General features: G+C 46.2%; 16 protein-coding genes. All 16 read right to left on the reverse strand.

The genetic code is table 11. The features are described from left to right. The 16 genes from OQ477_RS05885 to asd all read right to left on the reverse strand — a co-directional run bounded on the left by OQ477_RS05885 (position 1) and on the right by asd (position 19,277). Complete coding sequence (locus OQ477_RS05885; protein WP_003154149.1) at positions 1-792, reverse strand: DUF3388 domain-containing protein; 792 nt, start codon at positions 790-792, stop codon at positions 1-3. A 127-nt stretch (positions 793-919) separates the two neighbouring features. Continuing rightward, positions 920-1,177, reverse strand: coding sequence for a DUF3243 domain-containing protein (locus tag OQ477_RS05890; RefSeq protein ID WP_003154150.1), 258 nt, complete (start codon positions 1,175-1,177; stop codon positions 920-922). Between the two features lie 75 nt (positions 1,178-1,252). Continuing rightward, positions 1,253-1,981 (reverse strand): elongation factor P 5-aminopentanone reductase, encoded by a 729-nt coding sequence (gene ymfI / locus OQ477_RS05895; RefSeq protein ID WP_265971728.1) that lies wholly within the window; start codon positions 1,979-1,981, stop codon positions 1,253-1,255. 59 nt (positions 1,982-2,040) lie between these two features. Continuing rightward, entirely contained in the window at positions 2,041-3,327 is a 1,287-nt protein-coding gene (yfmH, locus tag OQ477_RS05900; protein WP_032874941.1) for an EF-P 5-aminopentanol modification-associated protein YfmH, read from the reverse strand. Next, a complete protein-coding gene (yfmF, locus tag OQ477_RS05905) occupies positions 3,324-4,604 on the reverse strand; it encodes an EF-P 5-aminopentanol modification-associated protein YfmF (protein ID WP_012117578.1) in 1,281 nt (426 codons plus the stop codon). Before yfmF ends, yfmH begins: the two co-directional genes overlap by 4 nt. 151 nt (positions 4,605-4,755) lie before the next feature. Continuing rightward, the gene (locus OQ477_RS05910; protein ID WP_265971733.1) at positions 4,756-7,881 is read right to left on the reverse strand and encodes an MMPL family transporter; all 3,126 of its coding nucleotides are present in this window, start codon (positions 7,879-7,881) and stop codon (positions 4,756-4,758) included. Then, entirely contained in the window at positions 7,881-8,336 is a 456-nt protein-coding gene (locus OQ477_RS05915; protein WP_003154157.1) for a MarR family winged helix-turn-helix transcriptional regulator, read from the reverse strand. Before OQ477_RS05915 ends, OQ477_RS05910 begins: the two co-directional genes overlap by 1 nt. 106 nt (positions 8,337-8,442) lie before the next feature. Further along, positions 8,443-9,672: an MFS transporter gene (locus OQ477_RS05920; protein WP_017417794.1), complete on the reverse strand. Its 1,230-nt coding sequence runs from the start codon at positions 9,670-9,672 to the stop codon at positions 8,443-8,445. Between the two features lie 111 nt (positions 9,673-9,783). Continuing rightward, entirely contained in the window at positions 9,784-10,509 is a 726-nt protein-coding gene (locus OQ477_RS05925) for a GntR family transcriptional regulator (protein WP_007409813.1), read from the reverse strand. 124 nt (positions 10,510-10,633) lie between these two features. Then, complete coding sequence (locus OQ477_RS05930; protein ID WP_265971736.1) at positions 10,634-12,994, reverse strand: FtsK/SpoIIIE family DNA translocase; 2,361 nt, start codon at positions 12,992-12,994, stop codon at positions 10,634-10,636. Positions 12,995-13,128: 134 nt separating this feature from the next. Next, entirely contained in the window at positions 13,129-13,338 is a 210-nt protein-coding gene (locus OQ477_RS05935; RefSeq protein WP_003154161.1) for a YlzJ-like family protein, read from the reverse strand. Continuing rightward, complete coding sequence (locus OQ477_RS05940) at positions 13,335-14,072, reverse strand: ClpP family protease (RefSeq protein ID WP_003154162.1); 738 nt, start codon at positions 14,070-14,072, stop codon at positions 13,335-13,337. The genes OQ477_RS05935 and OQ477_RS05940 overlap by 4 nt, the downstream gene beginning before the upstream one ends. A 115-nt stretch (positions 14,073-14,187) precedes the next feature. After that, positions 14,188-15,855 (reverse strand): ribonuclease J2, encoded by a 1,668-nt coding sequence (gene rnjB, locus OQ477_RS05945; protein WP_032874933.1) that lies wholly within the window; start codon positions 15,853-15,855, stop codon positions 14,188-14,190. A gap of 178 nt (positions 15,856-16,033) precedes the next feature. Next, complete coding sequence (gene dapA, locus OQ477_RS05950) at positions 16,034-16,903, reverse strand: 4-hydroxy-tetrahydrodipicolinate synthase (protein WP_003154166.1); 870 nt, start codon at positions 16,901-16,903, stop codon at positions 16,034-16,036. Positions 16,904-16,933: 30 nt separating this feature from the next. Further along, positions 16,934-18,148, reverse strand: a complete 1,215-nt coding sequence (gene dapG, locus OQ477_RS05955) for an aspartate kinase (RefSeq protein WP_044801436.1) — start codon at positions 18,146-18,148, stop codon at positions 16,934-16,936. Between the two features lie 88 nt (positions 18,149-18,236). Then, complete coding sequence (gene asd, locus OQ477_RS05960) at positions 18,237-19,277, reverse strand: aspartate-semialdehyde dehydrogenase (RefSeq protein WP_038458044.1); 1,041 nt, start codon at positions 19,275-19,277, stop codon at positions 18,237-18,239. Positions 19,278-19,387 lie beyond the last annotated feature (110 nt).

Here is a 19,387-nt window from a genome sequence, read left to right on the forward strand (position 1 = left end):
TTAAAAATCAAAGCTTGAAAAACCGGTCTGATCAAACATTTGCGGTTCTTCTGCATGTTCATATGTAATGACTTCGTCAGGATCATTTCTGAGTTCGATAATATAATCGAAATCATCGAGCGTATACTCCGAATTTTGAACAAAAATATCGGGGTGCTCCACGACCTTTGTCGCCGGAAGCCGCATAATTTCACTGACGAGCTGAAGATGGCGCTCAGATCCCCGTCTTGTTGAAACGATGCCGTCGAGGATAAACACGTTTTCCGTGCTGTATTCATCGGCAACCAGCTGGCTCCGGATCGTTTGTTTTAGCAGCGTTGATGATACGAAAAGCCATCTTTTGCTGGCACAAACGCTTGACGCAACGATGGACTCCGTTTTTCCGACCCTCGGCATTCCCCGGATTCCGATCAGTTTGTGTCCTTCTTTTTTAAACAGCTCGGCCATAAAGTCAACCAGAAGACCGAGCTCGTCCCTTTCAAAACGGAAGGTTTTTTTGTCATCGGCATCACGCTGAATGTATCTTCCGTGGCGGACTGCGAGACGGTCGCGAAGCCTCGGTTCTCTCAGCTTCGTTACTTTAATGGTCTCCATTGTTTTTAAAATTGATTCCAATCGTTTAATTTGATCTATATGCCGGCATCTGAGCAGCATTCCCCTTCTGGAAAGGTCGACACCGTTAATTGTGACAATATTAATTGACAGCATCCCGAGAAGAGATGAAATATCCCCGAGCAGGCCGGGGCGGTTCACTTGAATTTCATATTCAAAATACCATTCGAGCTTTGCCAAATGATATACCCCCTCCATTGTGGCAAATTTTTACCTTCCTTTATCATAAAACATTTTTCTCTAATTAGAAAGAAGAATGTTGCTCTATAGAGGAAAACATAAAAAAAGAGAGGAGAAATCCCCCCTCTTAATGAGTGCTGTTATTTTCAACAAGCTTCACCATCATATTTGCGATGGCGCGCTGTTCATCTTCAGAAGCAACGCTCCAAAGATCAGCAAGCACTTTTTCCTGATGGTTTTTCGAGTCGACTTCGTTCGCAAGGTAACCGCCGATTTCTGTAGCGAGGTCAGTGATCGTTTCATCACTCATCCCTTTTTCCTGCGCATAGTTCAATCTGTCGCCAAGGAAATTCTTCCAATTATCCCAGTTTTCTAATACTGACATGTTGGGTTCCTCCATTTCATCTGTTGTTACAAAATTATTTTGTCCGTACAGATGCAAACTATACACACATTTTTTTCAGCAGTGCCAGCCGCCGTTTACGGATAATATATGCCCCGTAATATAGGAAGCCTTGTCCGATAATAAAAAGGCCGCCGCTTCGGCGATTTCCTCCGGCTTTGCCAGCCGGCCCGCGGGAATTTCCTCTGCCAACGCTTCTTTTTCATCAGACGTGAACTGATCAAGCATATTTGTATCAACGGCACCCGGCGAGACTGCATTCACCCGGACGCCGCTCGGAGCAAGCTCTTTGGCAAGCGCTTTGACGAACGAATGCTGCGCTCCCTTGACCATGCTGTATAATACCTCGCACGATGCGCCTGTTTCTCCCCAGACGGAACCGATCGCGACGATGCCCCCGCTTTTTTTCCGGATCATGCCGGGCACCAGATTACGCGCCAAAAGAAACGGACTCGTCACATGCAGCTGCACCATCTCCAGCGCCGTGTCATCCGTAACGTCCGTAATCAGGCCGAAATGACTTTTGCCGCTGTTTAATATCAGAGCGTCCACAGGCTGCTTAACGGAACGGCTGAGTGTCTCCGCGCCATCCGGTGAGGACAGATCCGCCTGAATAACGGAGGCTTTTATGCCGAATGATGCGCCCAGCCTTTCCGCAAGCCTGTGTGCGGCTTCCTTATTAGAATGATAATGCAAAAGGACGTCATACCCGTTTTTTGCGAGGACTTCACTTATACTTTGTCCGATTCCGCCGCTTGCTCCGGTTACGAGCGCTGTCTGTTTCATCAATCAATACTCCTTCTTTCCCCAGAAAAACATCCCTCAGGGCGTGAGGGATGTTTTTGTTATGATTTTGGCACGACTTTGCAGACTGTCAGCCTTTCTTCTGATATTTCTTCTTTAATAACCCGCTTTACGTCTTCCAGCGTAATCTGCTCCAGTACGGTTACGACATCAAACAGACTCATATCTAAAAAGGCGTAGCGTGTGAATTGGTTGGCGATATATTCAGGCGAATTGAGCGCTTTTAAGAATGACCCGATCTTCTTTTTTCTCGCAAGGTCAAGTTTTTCCGCAGTCACGGCTGATTCCGCATCAAGCAACATGTGTTTTAATTCGTCAGCGAGCTTATCCGGCTCCGGTGTATCTCCTCCGACAGAGGCAAAACCGAATCCGTATTCAGCCGTGTAATCAAAGCTGAAAGTTTCATCAATGTAGCCTTTGTCGTACAAGTCGCCGTAATGCGGTGAGCTTTTTCCGAAAAGACATTCAAGCATGAGGTTCATGCTGAGCTCGTGCTTCAACAGCTCCTGCCCCGTTTTATAAGGGTCTTTCGCCTTTAAGCCGACAAGACATTTTGAGCCTTGCACGTTCATTTTTAACTCCTGCTCCCGGCGGAAAACCGCTTCCTGCTCCTGAACTTCTTCACGTTTGATTTCAGGCTGGTCTGTAAACGGCTTTTTCTCCTGGTTTTTCCGCACCTGGCTGATGACCGCTTCAGGATCTACGGGGCCGACGATAAAGAGCAGCATATTGCTCGGGTGATAAAACGTTTCGTAGCACTCATACAGCAGATCTTTCGTAATATGTGAGATGCTCTCCACCGTTCCGGCAATGTCAATTTTCACGGGGTGGTCTTTATACATATTTTCGATAAGGCCGAAAAACAGCCGCCAATCCGGATTATCATCATACATATTGATTTCCTGGCCGATGATGCCTTTTTCTTTTTCAACTGATTTTTCCGTGAAATACGGGTCCTGAACAAAATCCACGAGTGTTTCCAAGTTTTTCTCCACATTAGAAGTGCTGGAGAACAGATAAGCGGTTCGTGTAAATGATGTAAAGGCATTTGCCGACGCCCCCTGCTTACTGAAGTCCTGAAACACGTCGCCGTCCGCTTTTTCAAACAGTTTATGCTCCAGAAAATGCGCGATTCCGTCAGGGACGTGTACCATTTCTTCCTTATTTAAAGGAACGAATTGATTGTCAATGGAACCGTACTTTGTCGTAAACACGGCGTATGTTTTATTAAAGCCCTGTTTCGGCAGCACATAGACATCAAGGCCGTTTGCCATTTTTTCATGATACAGCGTTTCCTGAAGCTGTTCGAAGTTTATCGGTTTAGTCAAGATGCTCCCCCCGTCCCTTTTAAGAAATAAGTCGTATCCAGCTTAATGTTCTTTCCGACATTGATAATGTCCTCTTTTGTCACTTTCTCGATATTGTCAAGGAATCTTTCGATCGGTATCTCTACTTGGGCTGAGGCCTGCTGATACAGAAATTCCGCTAAACCGTATGCCGTATCAATGGTTTCTAATACTTGATTTTTAATAACGGCTTTCGTTTGGGCGATATCATCTTCTGAAAAGTCACCGTTTTGCATAGCCTGAAACTGTTCTTCAATGATGGTGACGGCCTGCTTGTAATTTTTCACCTCAATGCCCGACATGACCATCAAAAGCCCTTTGAAGCTTTCCACCCTTGAGGCTGCATAATAGGCGAGGCTCGCTTTTTCACGGACATTTATAAACAGCTTTGAATGAGAGAAACCTCCGAACAGCCCGTTAAACACCTGCAATGCAGGATAATCCGGATCTGTATATGTCGTATTGGTCCGGAATCCGATATTCAGCTTGCCCTGCTTGACGTCCTCTTCATCAATGACTTCCTTCGGATCGGGCTGTTCATTCGCCGCGCTTCTTTCAAAAGGCTGCAGCTCCCGTTCTTCCGTTTTAAAATACGTATCAACGGCCGTTTTCACCTGATCTGTATCAACATCGCCGATGACGTACAGGTCCAGCTGATCTTCGCGTATGGCTTTTTGATAGGCTTCATACAAATCTTGCGGTGTAATGTGTTCAACATCATCGAACTCGCCGTTGACGTGAAGGGCATACGGTTCGCTTTTGCACATTTCCTGAACGAGACGCAGATTAGAATATCTCATCTTATCATCATATACGGCTTGAATCCGCTGTTTCAGCGTCCGTTTTTCCTGCGTGACATAAAGGGGCAGGAAGGCGCCGTTTTCCAAAGCGGGCGAAAAGACAAGCTCTGATAAAAGCTGAAGGCCTTTTTCCAATAACGGTGTGCGGTCCTTCAGATACTTTTCATTAGGAATCTCAAGCCTGAACGTAATGACATGACGTTCTCCCTTTTTTGTCAGATCAGCTGAAACGGATGTGCCGTACAGCTCATCAAAATAAGACCGCAGATCAGCGGTTTTCGGGCGGCTTTCTGTTCCGCGCAGAAGCACATGCGGAAACAGCGCTCTTTTTGTTACGAGCTCTTTCGTTAAAGGAGCCAGCATTTTAAACGTCAGCGAAACGGTTTTAAATTTCTCGGTCTTTACGATGTGGGCGGTGATCCCGCCGTGCTTTGACTTCATTTCATTTACGTAAGTCATGTGAAACCTCCTTCGTTCATTCTTTCATAGTATGTATTATGACCAAATTTCAGCATTCGCAAAAAAGAGTACGCAGATGTAATTATATCAACTGGAGGATTTATAAGGAAACAAAAAACCTCTGCCCGAAAACAGGCAGAGGTATTGAACGTTATTTTTTCAAATTGAAAGGCCACCAGTTGGCTCTTCCGAATATTTTCACCATGACAGGTACAAAAAACGGAAGGACGACAATTGCGTACATGAGAAGGCCTGTTAATACCACGGTTGCAATCTGTAATAAGGAAAGAACGCCTGACGGCAGCATGGCCGCAAAGGTTCCCGCTAAAATAATCGCCGCAGAAATGATGACGGAACCCATATTTTTCATACTGCGGATCATTGCGGGTTCCGTTCCTTCTTTTTTAAGCTCATTAAAACGGTCCATTAAAAAGATGGAATAATCCACGCCAAGAGCCATCAAAATGACAAAGCCGAAGAACGGCACGGCCCAGTTTACGCCCGGATACCCGAAGAAGTGTGTAAAGATGTATTCCGTCACGCCGATGGATGCGAAATACGTCAGTACGAGCGACGCCACTAAATAAACAGGCATAATGAGGGAGCGCAGCATCACGATGAGAATCAGAAAAATTCCCGCCAGCATAAACATTGCCGTCCGTTTGAAGTCTGAATCCGATACTTCCTTCAGATCGGCATTCATGCTGGAGACTCCCGAAACGCCGAAGGAAGCATTCTTCAGATCCGTGTTCGGAATGGCCCTTTTTACGCTCGCTTTGATCGCTTGAATATCTTGAATGGCCGTATTTGAGTAAGGATTGTTATCAAGAACGACGGTCAATTCTGTCGTTTTTCTGTCATCTGACATGTACGTATTAAACACGCTTGTAAAATCACTGTTTGTCAACGCGTCTTTCGGCACAAACCAGCCTGTCATTTCTTTGTCTGACGCCTTGTGAAGCTCACCCAGGTAATCATTCGCCCCCATCATGCCGCTTGATACTTTCTTAAGCCCTTTTACACTGTCGTTAAGGCCTGAAGAAAGATCGCTGAGCCGGGAAGAAAAATCACCGAGACCGCTCTTCATTTTTTTCTGGCCCTCCGCGAGCTGTCCTGCCGCCGATTCAAGGCGCGGCATTTGTCCTGCGAGAGCCCCCTGTCCGTCTGACACTTGCTGCAGACCGTTTTCAATACTGGTCAGACCGTTGATCATTGCGTTAATTTGAGTGTCAATCTTCTTCTGAGCGGCTGCCAGCCGGGCAAATTGTTTTTCCGCTTGCTGCAGATGAGCCTTTTGACTGTCGACCTGTTTAGAAAAAGCTTCTGCATCCGCGTTTGCCTTGGAAACGGCTGACTGTACACCTGTAAAGGCCGATTTGATTTCTTGGTAAGAGGGATCGGTTTTGACTGACGGTATTGACGCTTCCAATTTTGCAAACGGCAGCCGGGCAAGCTGCTTGTTCAAATCGGCAAGCTGTCTGCTGGCTTCATCTTTCATCGGCAGGACGGTTTTTACCAATTTTAAAGCGTTTTGCGTTTCTGAAGCGAGACCGCTGTTTTGTTTGAGCTGTGAAGTCAGCATTTGTTTTTGCTCTTCAATCTGCTTTCTCATCTGGGCGACGCCGGCTTTATTCTCGTTCACGCCAGCCTGCAGTTTATTCAGGTTTTCTCCTATATCAGAAAGCCCGGATTTCAGAGACAATGTTCCGTCAATAAGCTGATTGACGCTTTTCCCCGACTCTTCGATCTGCGGCTGTGAATCAGCTAACGACTTTGCGGCATGCCCTAATCCGTCCGTGATTTTTTCAAGTCCCGTATTGCCCTTATCAAGTCCTTCTTGAAGCTGCTTTGCCTGATTTGTGACAAATAATTGATTCAATCCGTTTCCAGCAGGGCGCGTGGCGCTTCTGACCGTTTTTACACCCTCTGTTTTTTCAAGTTCTCTGCTGATTTTTTCGATATCAATCAGGTGTTTTTCGGTATTTAATGTCTCATCATTTTTGATGACGACTGTGGCCGGAAGAAGTTCTCCCGGGCCGAATGCGTCTGAAATCGTATTAAACGCGTGGACGGATTCATATTTATCCCCGATTTCGTCAAGACTGTTGTAAGATAGCGACCCTTTGTAAAGAAGGATAGGCGGGACAGTGAATACCGCAACGATTGCAAGACTGATGAGCGGCCTTTTAAATGAAAACCGTCCTGACGTTTCCCATGCTTTGCTTTGAGGATGAGAAATATCGCCCTTCACAGGCCAAAACAGTCTTTTTCCTAAAACAGCCATAAAAAACGGCACGATCGTCATGAGCGCAAGCAGCAGCACCGCGACACCGACCGCAACGGCCGCTGCCGACTGATACAGCTTAAATGTCGCAAATCCGATGCAGGCAAATCCGATCAGCACCGCACCGCCGCTGTACAAAACCGTCTTCCCGGCCGTTTTGTAAGTCACGACGATCGCTTCTCTTATATCAGCACCATGCGACAGTTCTTCTTTAAATCTGCTGAGAAGCAGAATGCAGTAGTCTGTGCCGATCCCGAACATAATCGCAACCATAAAAATCTGCGTAAAAGTTGAGAGCGGAAAATTCAGCTGATCGACTAAAAATGCGACAATCGACTGGCTGACTAAATAAGATATCAATACTGATAAAAGCGGTACAAACGGAGCGACCACTGACCGAAATACAAGAATCAGCACGATCAGGATAAAGGCAACCGTTATATATTCAGTCTTTTTTAAGCCGTCCTGCGAGCTTTTCAGCACATCTTCGTCAATCAGCGACTGGCCTGTAATGCCGTATGATACGCCGTACGGTTTCAGCTCTTTATCAATTTTATTTTTTATGTCGAGGATATCGTTTTTGGATGTATCAAGCTGCAGCTGAACGAGCATCGTTTGTCTGTCTTTTGACAGCAGCTGTTTTTTGATGTCGTCATTTTTCTCCCCGAAGTATGAAGTCACCGTTTTAATCTGAAGCGCTTTTTTATGTTCAGACAAAGTGCTGACGGCTTCTTCCAGACGATCTTTTTTGTCTGTCATTAAGCCTTTTTCGTGAAATACGATGACGGCAGAAGAAGACGGTGCATCTGAATCAGACATTTCATCAAGCAATTCATGGGCGTAAGAAGAGGAAGAGGAATACCCGTCCGGTACGGAAATCTGCCCTTTCTCCCGTGTCAATTCAGCCATATCAGGCGCTGTAAGCATAAATATCACCGTTGCGGCGACCCATACCGCGGCGATGATCCAGCGAGCTCGGATAATGTTTTTCATTATGTCTGCTGATCCTCCTCTGTCATCATCAATCGATATAATTTTTCATATGTATTAACGAACATCTCCGCCTCGTCTTCATCAAAATACATAATATATGAACGGACGAGTTCCTCAATCCGCCGCTCCACACGGTGAAATACTTCCGTCCCCTTTTCCGTGACATTTAAAAGTATGCTCCGGCGGTCGCTTTGGCTGCGTTCTCTATTGATGTAGCCTTTTTCATACAGGCGGTTCGTCATAGATGTAATGGCGCTTTTATTGACGTGGCACACCGCGGCCAGTTCAATTGATTTGCAATCCGGATTGAGCATAATATAGCGGAGGATGTAATATTGATCCAATGTCAGTTCTTTGTTCACTTTTTCAGCGATAATGCTGTCAATTTTTTTTAAGACGTGCAGGTATACATCGGAATAACGCTGAATCAGCTGCTTTACTTTTTCTTCATGCACCTTTTCCCCCTCCTTCCGATAGTTAAAATGTTTAACTATTAAAAAGGATAACGACTTGACGGTATCATGTCAATCTTCAAAATAAAATAAAAAAAGACAGTGCAGATTACACCGTCTTTAATGATTCCTTTTTTTCTTTTGCTTGTGATGAGATATTTAACAGCGCTAAAAATACAGACACAATGCCGCAAAAAGCGGATAAAATAAAAATCAGCCAGCCTGCATTTGACATCAGCGCAGCAAAGATCGGCGGTCCCGCCGCTACTCCGATAAACCGCATGCTGTTATAAAATGAGGTGATGGTTCCCGATTCCTCATTGTCTACGCCTTCTGTGATGACAGCGTCTAAAGCCGGCAATGCCATTCCGATACCGATACCGCTGACACACAAAAAGATAAATAATAAATAAAAACTGTGATTCCACCATAGGCCGATAAACGACAGTGTCACGGCACTCATTCCGAAAACGATGCAAAACTTCATTTTGCCTTGGTCTTTTCCGATTTTTCGGCCTGATATATATGAACTGACGGATAGAAATAAAAGCGGGATTGCCAAAAGCGCTCCTTTAGCCACACCGTCAATGCCGTATTTCTTCTCCAGTGAGTCTGATAAATAAAAAAGAACCCCGAACAGCAAAAACATAATCACGCAGCCGATGATAAAAACCGTAAAGAGCCAGCGTCCGTCACGCTTAAATATGCGGCCGACATTTTTCACAAATTCGGAAATAGAAGGCGCTTCTTTTTGTTCCTCCGGCTTTGCCACCAAAAACAATACGAGAAAAAAACTGATGAGCGAAAAAAACGGAATGAACCAAAACGGCATAAACCAAAACCATGCAGCCAAGAGCGAACCGAGAATCGGGCTTATTACTTTCCCGGCAGTGTTAGACGTCTCAATATCGCCGAGCCCCGCGGTAATCCGCTCATCATCCCCTTTGAATAAATCACCGATAAACGGCATCACTACAGGAGCCGCCCCTGCCGAACCGATTCCCTGCAGCACCCGCCCCGCCAAGATAATGGGATAAGGATGCTTGAACGCGGTGGAAGCTATCGCGGCAAGCGCTCCGCCCGCACCGGCTATGAGAAGACAAGGCAGAAGAACCTTTTTTCTTCCGAATTTATCGGACAAATATCCGGCAATCGGAATACAAATAATCGCCACAATCGAATAGACCGTTATAATTAACGATACTTGAAAAGACGATATGGACAGCTTCTTTTCAATCATCGGAAGCACAGGAATCAGCATGGAATTCCCGAGTGTCATCACGAGCGGTACAGAAGCCAGAGCAATGATATTTTTCGTTCCATTTTTCTTCTTACTCAACTTATTCACCCATTCACTATACTTGGTTGTTTCCTGTTTTATTGTGCCTTGCAGAAAACAAAGTATGTACTGAAACGGCAAATAAAAAAACAGACACATGACGCGTCTGTCTTAAAAACGTTTTCTTACAACATGAAAACTGAACTTATCAGCCCGGAAATAATTTAATGAATACAGCACAGGTTCATCATTCTGATTATAGTGGGTTTGCTTCAGCAATAAAAGCGCCGTCTCCGGCTCGCATTCCAAAACCGGTGAAATCGTATCGTGATATCCGATCGGTTCGATATCAGCAACGGCATAGCTGATCACAGACCCGGAGTTTTTTTCCAAAAGATCAAAAATAGACTCCTGTTCATGACAGAAAGAATTCGGCAGAATGTGCATCGGAATCGTATCTAAACAGTAAACGACCGGAGTGCCGCTTGCCGTTCTCACGCGTTCCAAATAAAAAAGCTCCTGCTCAGGCTCAAGCCGGAATCTAGCGATATCTTCATCAGACGGCGTGATGACCTGAGACGACAAAAAAATCGTACCCGGCACCATGTTCGCCTGCTGAATCGTTTTCGTCACGCTGTTGAGCTGTTCAATACCTGAAAGAAACAGCGGTTTTGTATGGACGAAAGTGCCCACACCGTGCCTTCTGATAATCACATGCTCCTCTTCAAGGATACGCAAAGCTTCACGCAGAGTTGCCCGGCTGACACCCATTGATTTTGAAAGCTCAAATTCAGAAGGAAGCTTTTCCTTTTCGGTGTAAATTCCGTTTTGTATATCCTCTTTGATTCGCTCAATCACTTTTAGATACAAGTGACGATTGTCAGCTTTTGTAGACATGTTTCCCCTCCGTAAACCACTTTCATAAATTATTGAACAATTGGGACAACTATATCATGTTTTAATAAAAAAATAAATAGGAATGATTTTGGTGATATCATTTTCAGTGAAAACTCTCTCCTTTTTAAGAAGAGAGCTCATCATATTGTTCCTTAGATAATAGTACTTCCCTCGGTTTGCTTCCTTCATACGGCCCGACGACGCCCCGTTCCTCCATTGCGTCAATCAGACGGGCAGCTCTCGTATATCCGATTCTGAACCGCCTTTGAAGCATGGAGACTGATGCCGTCTGCATGCCGATAATCAAATCGACCGCTTCGTCATAGAGATCATCCGTTACTTCACTGTGTGTTTCCGAAACTTCTTCCGGAATCATCTCTTCTTGGTACTGCGCTTTTTGCTGCGTAATGACATGATCGACGACATGCTCAACCTCTTCATCGGATAAGAATGCCCCTTGCACACGCACCGGCTTATTTGCGCCTACAGGCAGAAACAGCATGTCTCCGCGCCCCAGAAGCTTTTCAGCGCCGCCCATGTCTAAAATCGTCCGTGAATCGGTCTGAGATGAGACACTGAAGGCGATTCTTGACGGGATGTTGGCTTTAATAACACCGGTAATAACGTCAACTGAAGGCCGCTGTGTCGCGATAATCAAATGAATTCCCGCCGCCCGCGCCATCTGTGAAAGTCTCGTAATTGAATCTTCCACGTCGGAAGAAGCGACCATCATCAGATCGGCAAGCTCGTCAACGATGACGACGATGTACGGCAGCTCAGGCTGCTTGACTTCTTCTTCGGCATTTGACCGCTTAATATGGTCGTTATAGCCTTCTATATTTCTCGTACCCGTATGGGAGAACAGCTCATAGCGGCGCTCCATCTCATTGACGACCTTTTTCAAAGCCTGCGAGGCCTTTTTCGGATCTGTCACGACCGGCGCAAGCAGATGAGGAATGCCGTTATACACATTCAGCTCAACCATTTTCGGGTCAATCATCATCATCTTCACTTCATGCGGTTTGGCCCTCATCAGAATGCTCGTAATAATACCGTTGACACAGACGCTTTTTCCGCTTCCCGTTGCCCCCGCTACGAGCAGGTGGGGCATTTTGTTCAGTTCGGCAAGCACGGCTTCCCCGGAAATATTTCGTCCCAAGCCGATCAGAAGCTTCGCGTCCGGCTTGTCATTGAGCTTGGATTCAAGCACTTCTTTTAACGAAACCATCGCAACTTCAGCATTGGGCACCTCGATGCCGATTGCCGATTTACCCGGAATCGGCGCTTCGATCCGGATATCCTTCGCGGCAAGCGCGAGCGCGAGGTCATCGCTCAGATTCACGATTTTACTGACTTTGACCCCGACGTCCGGATACACCTCATATTTTGTGACCGCCGGACCGAGATGAACTTGGGTCACTTTCGCCTTTACGCCGAAGCTTTGAAAAGTCCGTTCGAGTTTTCTTGCATTCTCGTAAATGTTTTTCTTATCGGTCTGCTGGCCGGTATGTTTCGGGTCAGCCAGTATGTCCAATGAAGGCATTTGATAATCTTTATTTTCAAGCTCTGTAAACGTCATCGGCGGAGCCGCAGCCGTTTCGCCACTGTCTTGAGCGCCGCCGGAAGGCTCATCTTTTACCGCTTGTGCAGCCTCCTGCGTTTTTTCCGGAATCAGCGGTTCGACGCGCTCTTCCTCACGGTCTGAAAAGCTTGAAATAATCGGCTCTGAATGGATGATCGGCGAAATGATTTCCTCATCCTCTTCCTCCGGTTCAGGCTCTTCTTTTTTCTTTTGAACCCGTTTTTGTTTTTTGCCCGATTTTGTTTTTGTTTTCGGCGAAGACATATTCGTTCTGACCGTCTTCATATCCTCAAGAAATGCCTGCCACTGGCCGCGGATAAACCGGCCGACGGGGCTCGTCCACTTTTTGAGCGTTTCCTGCAGTGAACGCCCTGTTACAAGAATCAGCCCCATTAAGATCAGCACGATCGCCATGATTTGTGAACCCGTTGATGCAAATAGAAAGTGGGAAGCGGCAAACAGTACCGCGCCGATCATGCCGCCGCCCAAATCAGGGGAAGCAGCCTGCTGTTTCATGTCAATCATAAACAGCTCCCACGTGTTGCCGATGACACTTGCCGACCGAATCGACCCGTGATGAGACAGATTTTTAAAGAGCTGCACGTGAGACAGCAGCAATATACTGGCGATAATACAGTACAACCCTGCCTTTCTTCTCGTTAAAAGGCTTGGACTCTTCTTTTTCCAAAACAGCGAAATTCCGAGAAGGAAGAGCGCAATTAAGCATAAAATAAACCACTCTCCGGCAAAAAAACGGAACAAGTACACAAATGTCTGTCCCACAACGCCGAGCTGCAAAACAGCAATAATTGAGATTGCAACACAGAGCAGTCCGCTTAGTTCGTATTTTAGATTGAGCTTACTCTCTTGTTTCTTTTTAGATTTCCGTTTTTTCTTTGCCACACTCATCACCTTACTGCGTTAAAAAATGTAAAATCATACATCATGAAGAAAAGCAGCCTTTTGCCGGCTGCATTTTTCTGTAGGATTCCCCTATTATAGCATATTTTGCCCCCGAGAAACGGACTGAATGCCGGTTAGATTTTCAGCTTGATTTTTTGTCCCGGAGCGATGTCCGGATTCAGAAAATCCATCGGGTTCGTACTTAAAATCTGTACGACTTCGGCTTCATTTCCCTTCATCTCAACTAGCAGCGGCACGCCGGCGTAATCTACCTGTTCATGCACGCTTTGCTCTATATCCTGACCGTAAACGACTTCTTGGGGCATGACGGTATAAAGGATCATTGAATCATCCTTCCTTCCTCGCCCTTTCGTTCCTCAATCAGCTGATTCAGCTTTTTTATCGCCTGTCCGACGCCGCCCACGGCATCAATTAATCCGTAATCAGCCGCATCTTTGCCGACTACGTTCGTTCCGATGTCCCTGGTTAAGTTTCCTTTTGAAAACATCAGCTCTTTGAATTTTTCTTCGGAAATATTTGAATGATGGGTCACAAAGTTGACGACCCGCTCCTGCATTTTATCCAGGTATTCAAATGTTTGCGGAACGCCGATAACCAGACCTGTAAGCCGAACGGGGTGTATGGTCATAGTCGCTGTTTCCGCGATAAAACTATGATCACATGACACGGCGATCGGCACACCTATCGAGTGTCCCCCGCCGAGTACGATTGAGACGGTCGGTTTTGATAAGGATGCGAGCATTTCCGCAATCGCAAGCCCCGCTTCCACATCGCCTCCGACGGTGTTTAAGATGATCAGAAGTCCTTCGATTTTCGGATTTTGCTCAATCGCGACGATTTGCGGAATGACGTGTTCATATTTGGTTGTTTTATTTTGCGGCGGGAGCTGGACGTGCCCCTCAATTTGGCCGATGATCGTCAGGCAGTGAATATTAGTATCTTGGGACATTTGCGGCAGAGATGTCTCTCCCAGCTGCTGAATTTTGCTCATAATGCTGTCTTTCGCATCTGATTTTTCGGGCTGCTGTTCTTCGGTGTTTTCCATACGATGATCCATTTTATCTTTCACCCTTTCCGAATGTCTCTTTGTATTATGAACAAAGATGATGATTTCCATCCGGGACATGAACAAAAACACAGCCGGAGCATCATGCGCTCCGGCTGTGTATACATTATACTTCCATAATGATCGGAATGATCATCGGCTTGCGTTTTGTTTTTTCATAAAGGAATTGATTCAGCGCATCACGCATTGCCTGTTTCAGCGTGGACCATTCTACGGCAGATGTTTCCGTCGCTTCAGTCACGATAGAGCGGACGAGCTCAGTAGCTTGTACAATTAAACCTTCTGATTCTCTGACATATACGAAACCGCGCGTAATGATCTCAGGACCTGATACGAGGTTCTTTTTCTGCTTATCGAGTGAAATTACGACGATGAGAATGCCGTCTTGTGATAATAAGCGGCGGTCTCTCAGCACGATGTTGCCGATGTCGCCGACACCGAGGCCGTCAATCAGAACGTTTCCGTACGTGACTTTATCCCCGATTTTTACATTCTGTCCGCGGAATTCAACGACGTCACCTTTTTCAATCAAGAAAATGTCGCTGCGTTTCATGCCGATCTCTTCTGCGATTTTGGAATGCGCTTTTTGCATTCTGAATTCACCGTTAACCGGAATTAAATATTTCGGTTTCAGCAAATTAAGCATGAGTTTCAATTCTTCCTGCGAACCGTGACCGGACACATGCACGCGTTTTTGGGCGAAAATGACTTGAGCGCCGGCGCGGGCAAGCAGGTTGACGGTTTTGGAATATATCAATTCATGCCCCGGAATCGGTGTTGATGCAATGACAACGGTGTCTCCTTCTTCAATGTTAAGCTGCTTGTGCGCCTGCTTGGCCATCCGCGTAAGAGCGGCCAGCGGCTCACCATGGCTTCCGGCTGTAACAATTGCCACTTCCCGCTTCGGATATTTTTTCACATCCTGCACAGGAATAAACATTTCATCTTCGGCTTCAATATAGCCGAGCTTGCGCCCCAGCTGAAGCACGTTTTGCAGATTTTTTCCGGCGATTGCAAGTTTGCGGCCGTTCTGGACGGCAGCCTGTATCACTTGCTGGATCCGATTGATATTAGACGCGAATACAGCAATGATGACCCGGTTTTCTGAATTGTTCATCGCATCGGCAATTTCACCGCTTACATATGCTTCTGACGGAGTATATCCCGGGCGCTCCGCATTGGCGCTGTCAGAAAGCAGGGCGAGCACGCCGCTGTTTCCGATTTTGGCAATTTCGCCAATATCACATGATTGGTGATAAGCAGGCGTCTGGTCAAATTTGAAGTCTCCCGTGCATACAATAGAGCCAAGTGATGTTTTGAAGCTGACTCCCACTGAATCCGGAATACTGTGAATCGTTTTAAAGAACGATACTTTCGTTGTTTCAAATGTAATGACTGATTTAGAGTGAACTTCACGCAAATCAGCTTTTCGATTATGCCCGTACTGCTTGAGTTTTTCTCTCAGTAATGCAAGCGTAAGCTTCGTTCCGTATACCGGCACCGACAGCTTGTTCAATAAATAAAAGACGCCCCCGATGTTTTCATCGTGCCCGTGTGTCAGAAAGATGGCCTTCACGCGGTCAGCCCGTTCTACTAAGTAGGAAATATCCGGAATGACGACATCAATACCGAGCATTTCATTTTCAGGGTGCATCAGCCCTGCATCCACTACAAATATGTCTGAGTCAATTTCAATGACATATAGGTTCTTCCCAATTTCTCCAACGCCGCCAAGGGCGATAATTCTGACGTTTTCTGTATTTTTCTTTTTCAAAATCTGTATCCTCCTAGTCTCATACCCGTCCATCATCACTTGTTCCTATTATAACTGATATCAATTTTAGAAAACAAGAAGAAGCGGAAGGTTTAGGGAAAACCAATATGTATACAAAACGGTCAAACTCACGATAAAAATGAGAATGACCGCGTATTTTAACTGTATAAATTTTTTCTTACAGTTCGCTGATGACGCTGCTCAGGCTCAGACGTTCATCTTCATTCAGCGGGATAAGAGGAAGACGCACAGATCCGACATCAAGGCCTTTCAGCTGTAGCGCCGTTTTGACCGGAGCCGGATTAGGCGCTTTAAAGAGCTCCTTCATGATCGGCAGAAGCTTCTGATGAATCAGCGCTGCGGTTGCCGTCTGCCCGTTTGTATAGTTTTTAATCATCTGCTGCATGTCAGAACCTACGATATGGCTGGCCACTGACACGACTCCTCTTCCGCCGACTGCGAGAATAGGAAGCGTTAACCCGTCATCACCTGAATAGACGTAAAAATCTTCCGGTGTTTCGGCAATGATTTTCGTAATGGCATCAAGATCGCCGCTCGCTTCTTTAATCGCAGAGATATTCGGAATCTCCGCAAGTCTGATGGCCGTTTCCGGCGCAAGCGAAGCGACCGTTCTGCCCGGCACGTTGTAAAGCATCACAGGAAGAGACGTTTCTTCCGCAATGGCTTTAAAATGACGGTACATACCCTCTTGGGAAGGCTTATTATAATACGGCGTGACAAGCATAACGCAATCGACACCGGCTTCTTCAGCTTTTTTTGTCAGTTTAATGGAGTCTTTCGTATTGTTGCTTCCCGTACCCGCAATAACAGGCACGCGTCCGTTCACTTCTTTGACTGTAAATTCAAAGAGTGCAATTTTTTCTTCCGTTGAAAGTGTCGGAGATTCGCCGGTCGTGCCTGCGACGACTAAAGAATCCGTACCGTTTTTCAACAAATAGTCGATTAATGTAGACAGTTTTTGAAAGTCTACATTCCCTTTACTGTCAAAGGGGGTAATCATCGCTGTAGATATATTTCCGACATTCATTTTTTTCACCTCATCATGATTCAATCACATTTACTTTGAAAGTTCAAACACTTCATGCAGCGCATTTACGGCCGTTACCATATCTTTTTCATGAACGAGCACCCAGATCGTCGTATGGCTGTCCGCAGATTGCAGAATCGGAATGCCTTTATCAGAAAGTGCGGAGACGATTTTTGACGTGACACCCGGAACACCCATTATCCCGGCGCCGACCGCTGACACTTTCGCACAGCTCTCCGTCACTGTCGGCTCATATCCTAATTCAGCCAAAATGCTGCGCGCGGCTTCCGTTTTACTGCCGGCCACGGTATATACGATTTCACTCGGCGTAATGTTAAAGAAATCTACGCTGATTCCGGCATTTGCCATTGCTTTAAAGACTTCAGTCTGAACGTTGTATTGCCCCATTTTGGCGGGAACCTTAAATTGCGTCACATCTTTCACATGGGCGATCCCTGTAATCAGCCGTTCGAATACATCGCTGCCGATGTTAGACGAATGATGGGACGTCACCAAAGTGCCTTTGTCTTTTGAATAAGTGGAGCGCACGCGAATGGGCACCTTTGCCTGCATGGCGATTTCCACCGCGCGCGGATGAATGACTTTCGCGCCTTGATAGGCAAGGTTGCAGATTTCCGTATATGTGACGTTCGGAAGCGGCTTAGCATTTTCCACGATTCTCGGATCGGCTGTCATAACGCCTTCCACGTCCGTAAAAATGTCGATAAACTCAGCATCTACCGCCGCGCCGAGCGCCGCTGCTGAAGTATCGCTTCCTCCTCTGCCGATCGTCGTCGTGTCGCCTTTTTCAGTCGCTCCCTGAAATCCTGCGACAACGACAGCGTCATGGCTGGCGAGTGCAGCGAAAAGCCGCTCTGTTCTCATTTCTATAATTTTGGCGTCAGTATGCTGGGCATTGGTTAAAAAGCCGGCCTGGGCTCCTGTTAAAGCTGCGGCTTTTATGCCGTTTTCCTTCAGCATGCTGGAAAAAACAACGGACGAAATCGTTTCTCCGCAAGACAGAAGCATATCCTGCTCTCTCGGAGAAATGTCGGACTGGCTGCCGTAAAGGAGCCCGATTAAAGAATCTGTCGCGTACGGGTCTCCTTTTCTTCCCATCGCCGATACGACAACGACAACTTTATAACCTTCACTGATGGCATCTTTAATGTGTGCTAGCGCAAGCTTGCGGCCTTTGTCATCTTTTACGGATGTTCCGCCGAATTTTTGAACAATGATCTTCACTATTTTCACTCCAAATTAGTCTGACGTAACAGAAGAGAGCAGGCAGAGCCTTACTCTCTTCTGTTCGCCTATAGAAAATACGTTTGTTTTATACGAGGTTCAGTTTTTGCAGGCTTTCCGCGATTTGGACTGAGTTCCAAGCGGCGCCTTTTAACAGGTTATCAGAAACAACCCACAAATGAAAACCGTTTGCTCTGTCCAAATCTTTACGGATTCTTCCTACAAATACATCGCGTTTGCCGACGCAATCAGCAGGCATCGGGTAAAGCTGCTCCGCCGGATCATCCTGAAGCGTAACACCCGGAGCTTCTTTTAAAAGCTGTTTAATATCTTCAACGGTTGCGTCATCACGGTCAAGCTCAATGTAAACAGATTCTGAGTGCCCTGTTTCAATCGGCAGTCTGACACATGTCGCAGCCACTTCCAGCTTCGGCATATGCATGATTTTTTTCGTTTCATTAATCATTTTCATTTCCTCAAACGTATAGCCGTTGTCTTGGAATTTATCAATTTGCGGAATGGCGTTAAATGCGATTTGATAATGCTTTTTGTCGCCTTTAACCGGCATAATGGACGGTTCTGCGGGTTCATTGTTTAAAATCGCCTTTGTCTGGCTGTACAATTCCTTCGCCGCTTCATTGCCGGCCCCGGACACAGCTTGGTAAGTAGATACAATGACTTTATTCAAACCGTACGCTTTGCGGATCGGTTCAAGCGCAGCCACCATCTGAATCGTTGAACAGTTAGGGTTGGCGATAATGCCGTTATGTTTGTGCAGATCACCTTCGTTCACCTCAGGCACCACGAGCGGTGTATTTTCGTCCATCCGGAATGCGCTGGTATTGTCAATCACGATGGCTCCCCGTTTTACAGCCTCAGGCGCCAAGCTTTGTGATACGCTTCCGCCGGCGCTGAATAACGCGATATGGACGCCTTCGAAGCTTTCAGGAACAGCTTCCTGCACTGTATATTCTTCGCCTTTAAACGTTACTTTCGTACCAGCAGAACGCTTTGAGGATAGTAGTGTGAGTGTTTCGATTTCAAAGTTTCTGTCTTCCAGTGTTTTCAGCATTTGCTGTCCTACGGCTCCCGTCGCTCCGACAACTGCTACGTGTAATCCTCTTCCCATCTGTAAAACTCCTTCCGCCAATTAAGCATCATTTGTTGAATTGACTTTGCATTTTACGTTTTATTTTACCATAGAATAGTCACGGATTGACCGAATTTTTTTATTCCGGA

The organism is Bacillus sp. ChL18, from assembly GCF_026241425.1.
In the GTDB taxonomy this organism is placed as follows: domain Bacteria; phylum Bacillota; class Bacilli; order Bacillales; family Bacillaceae; genus Bacillus; species Bacillus velezensis.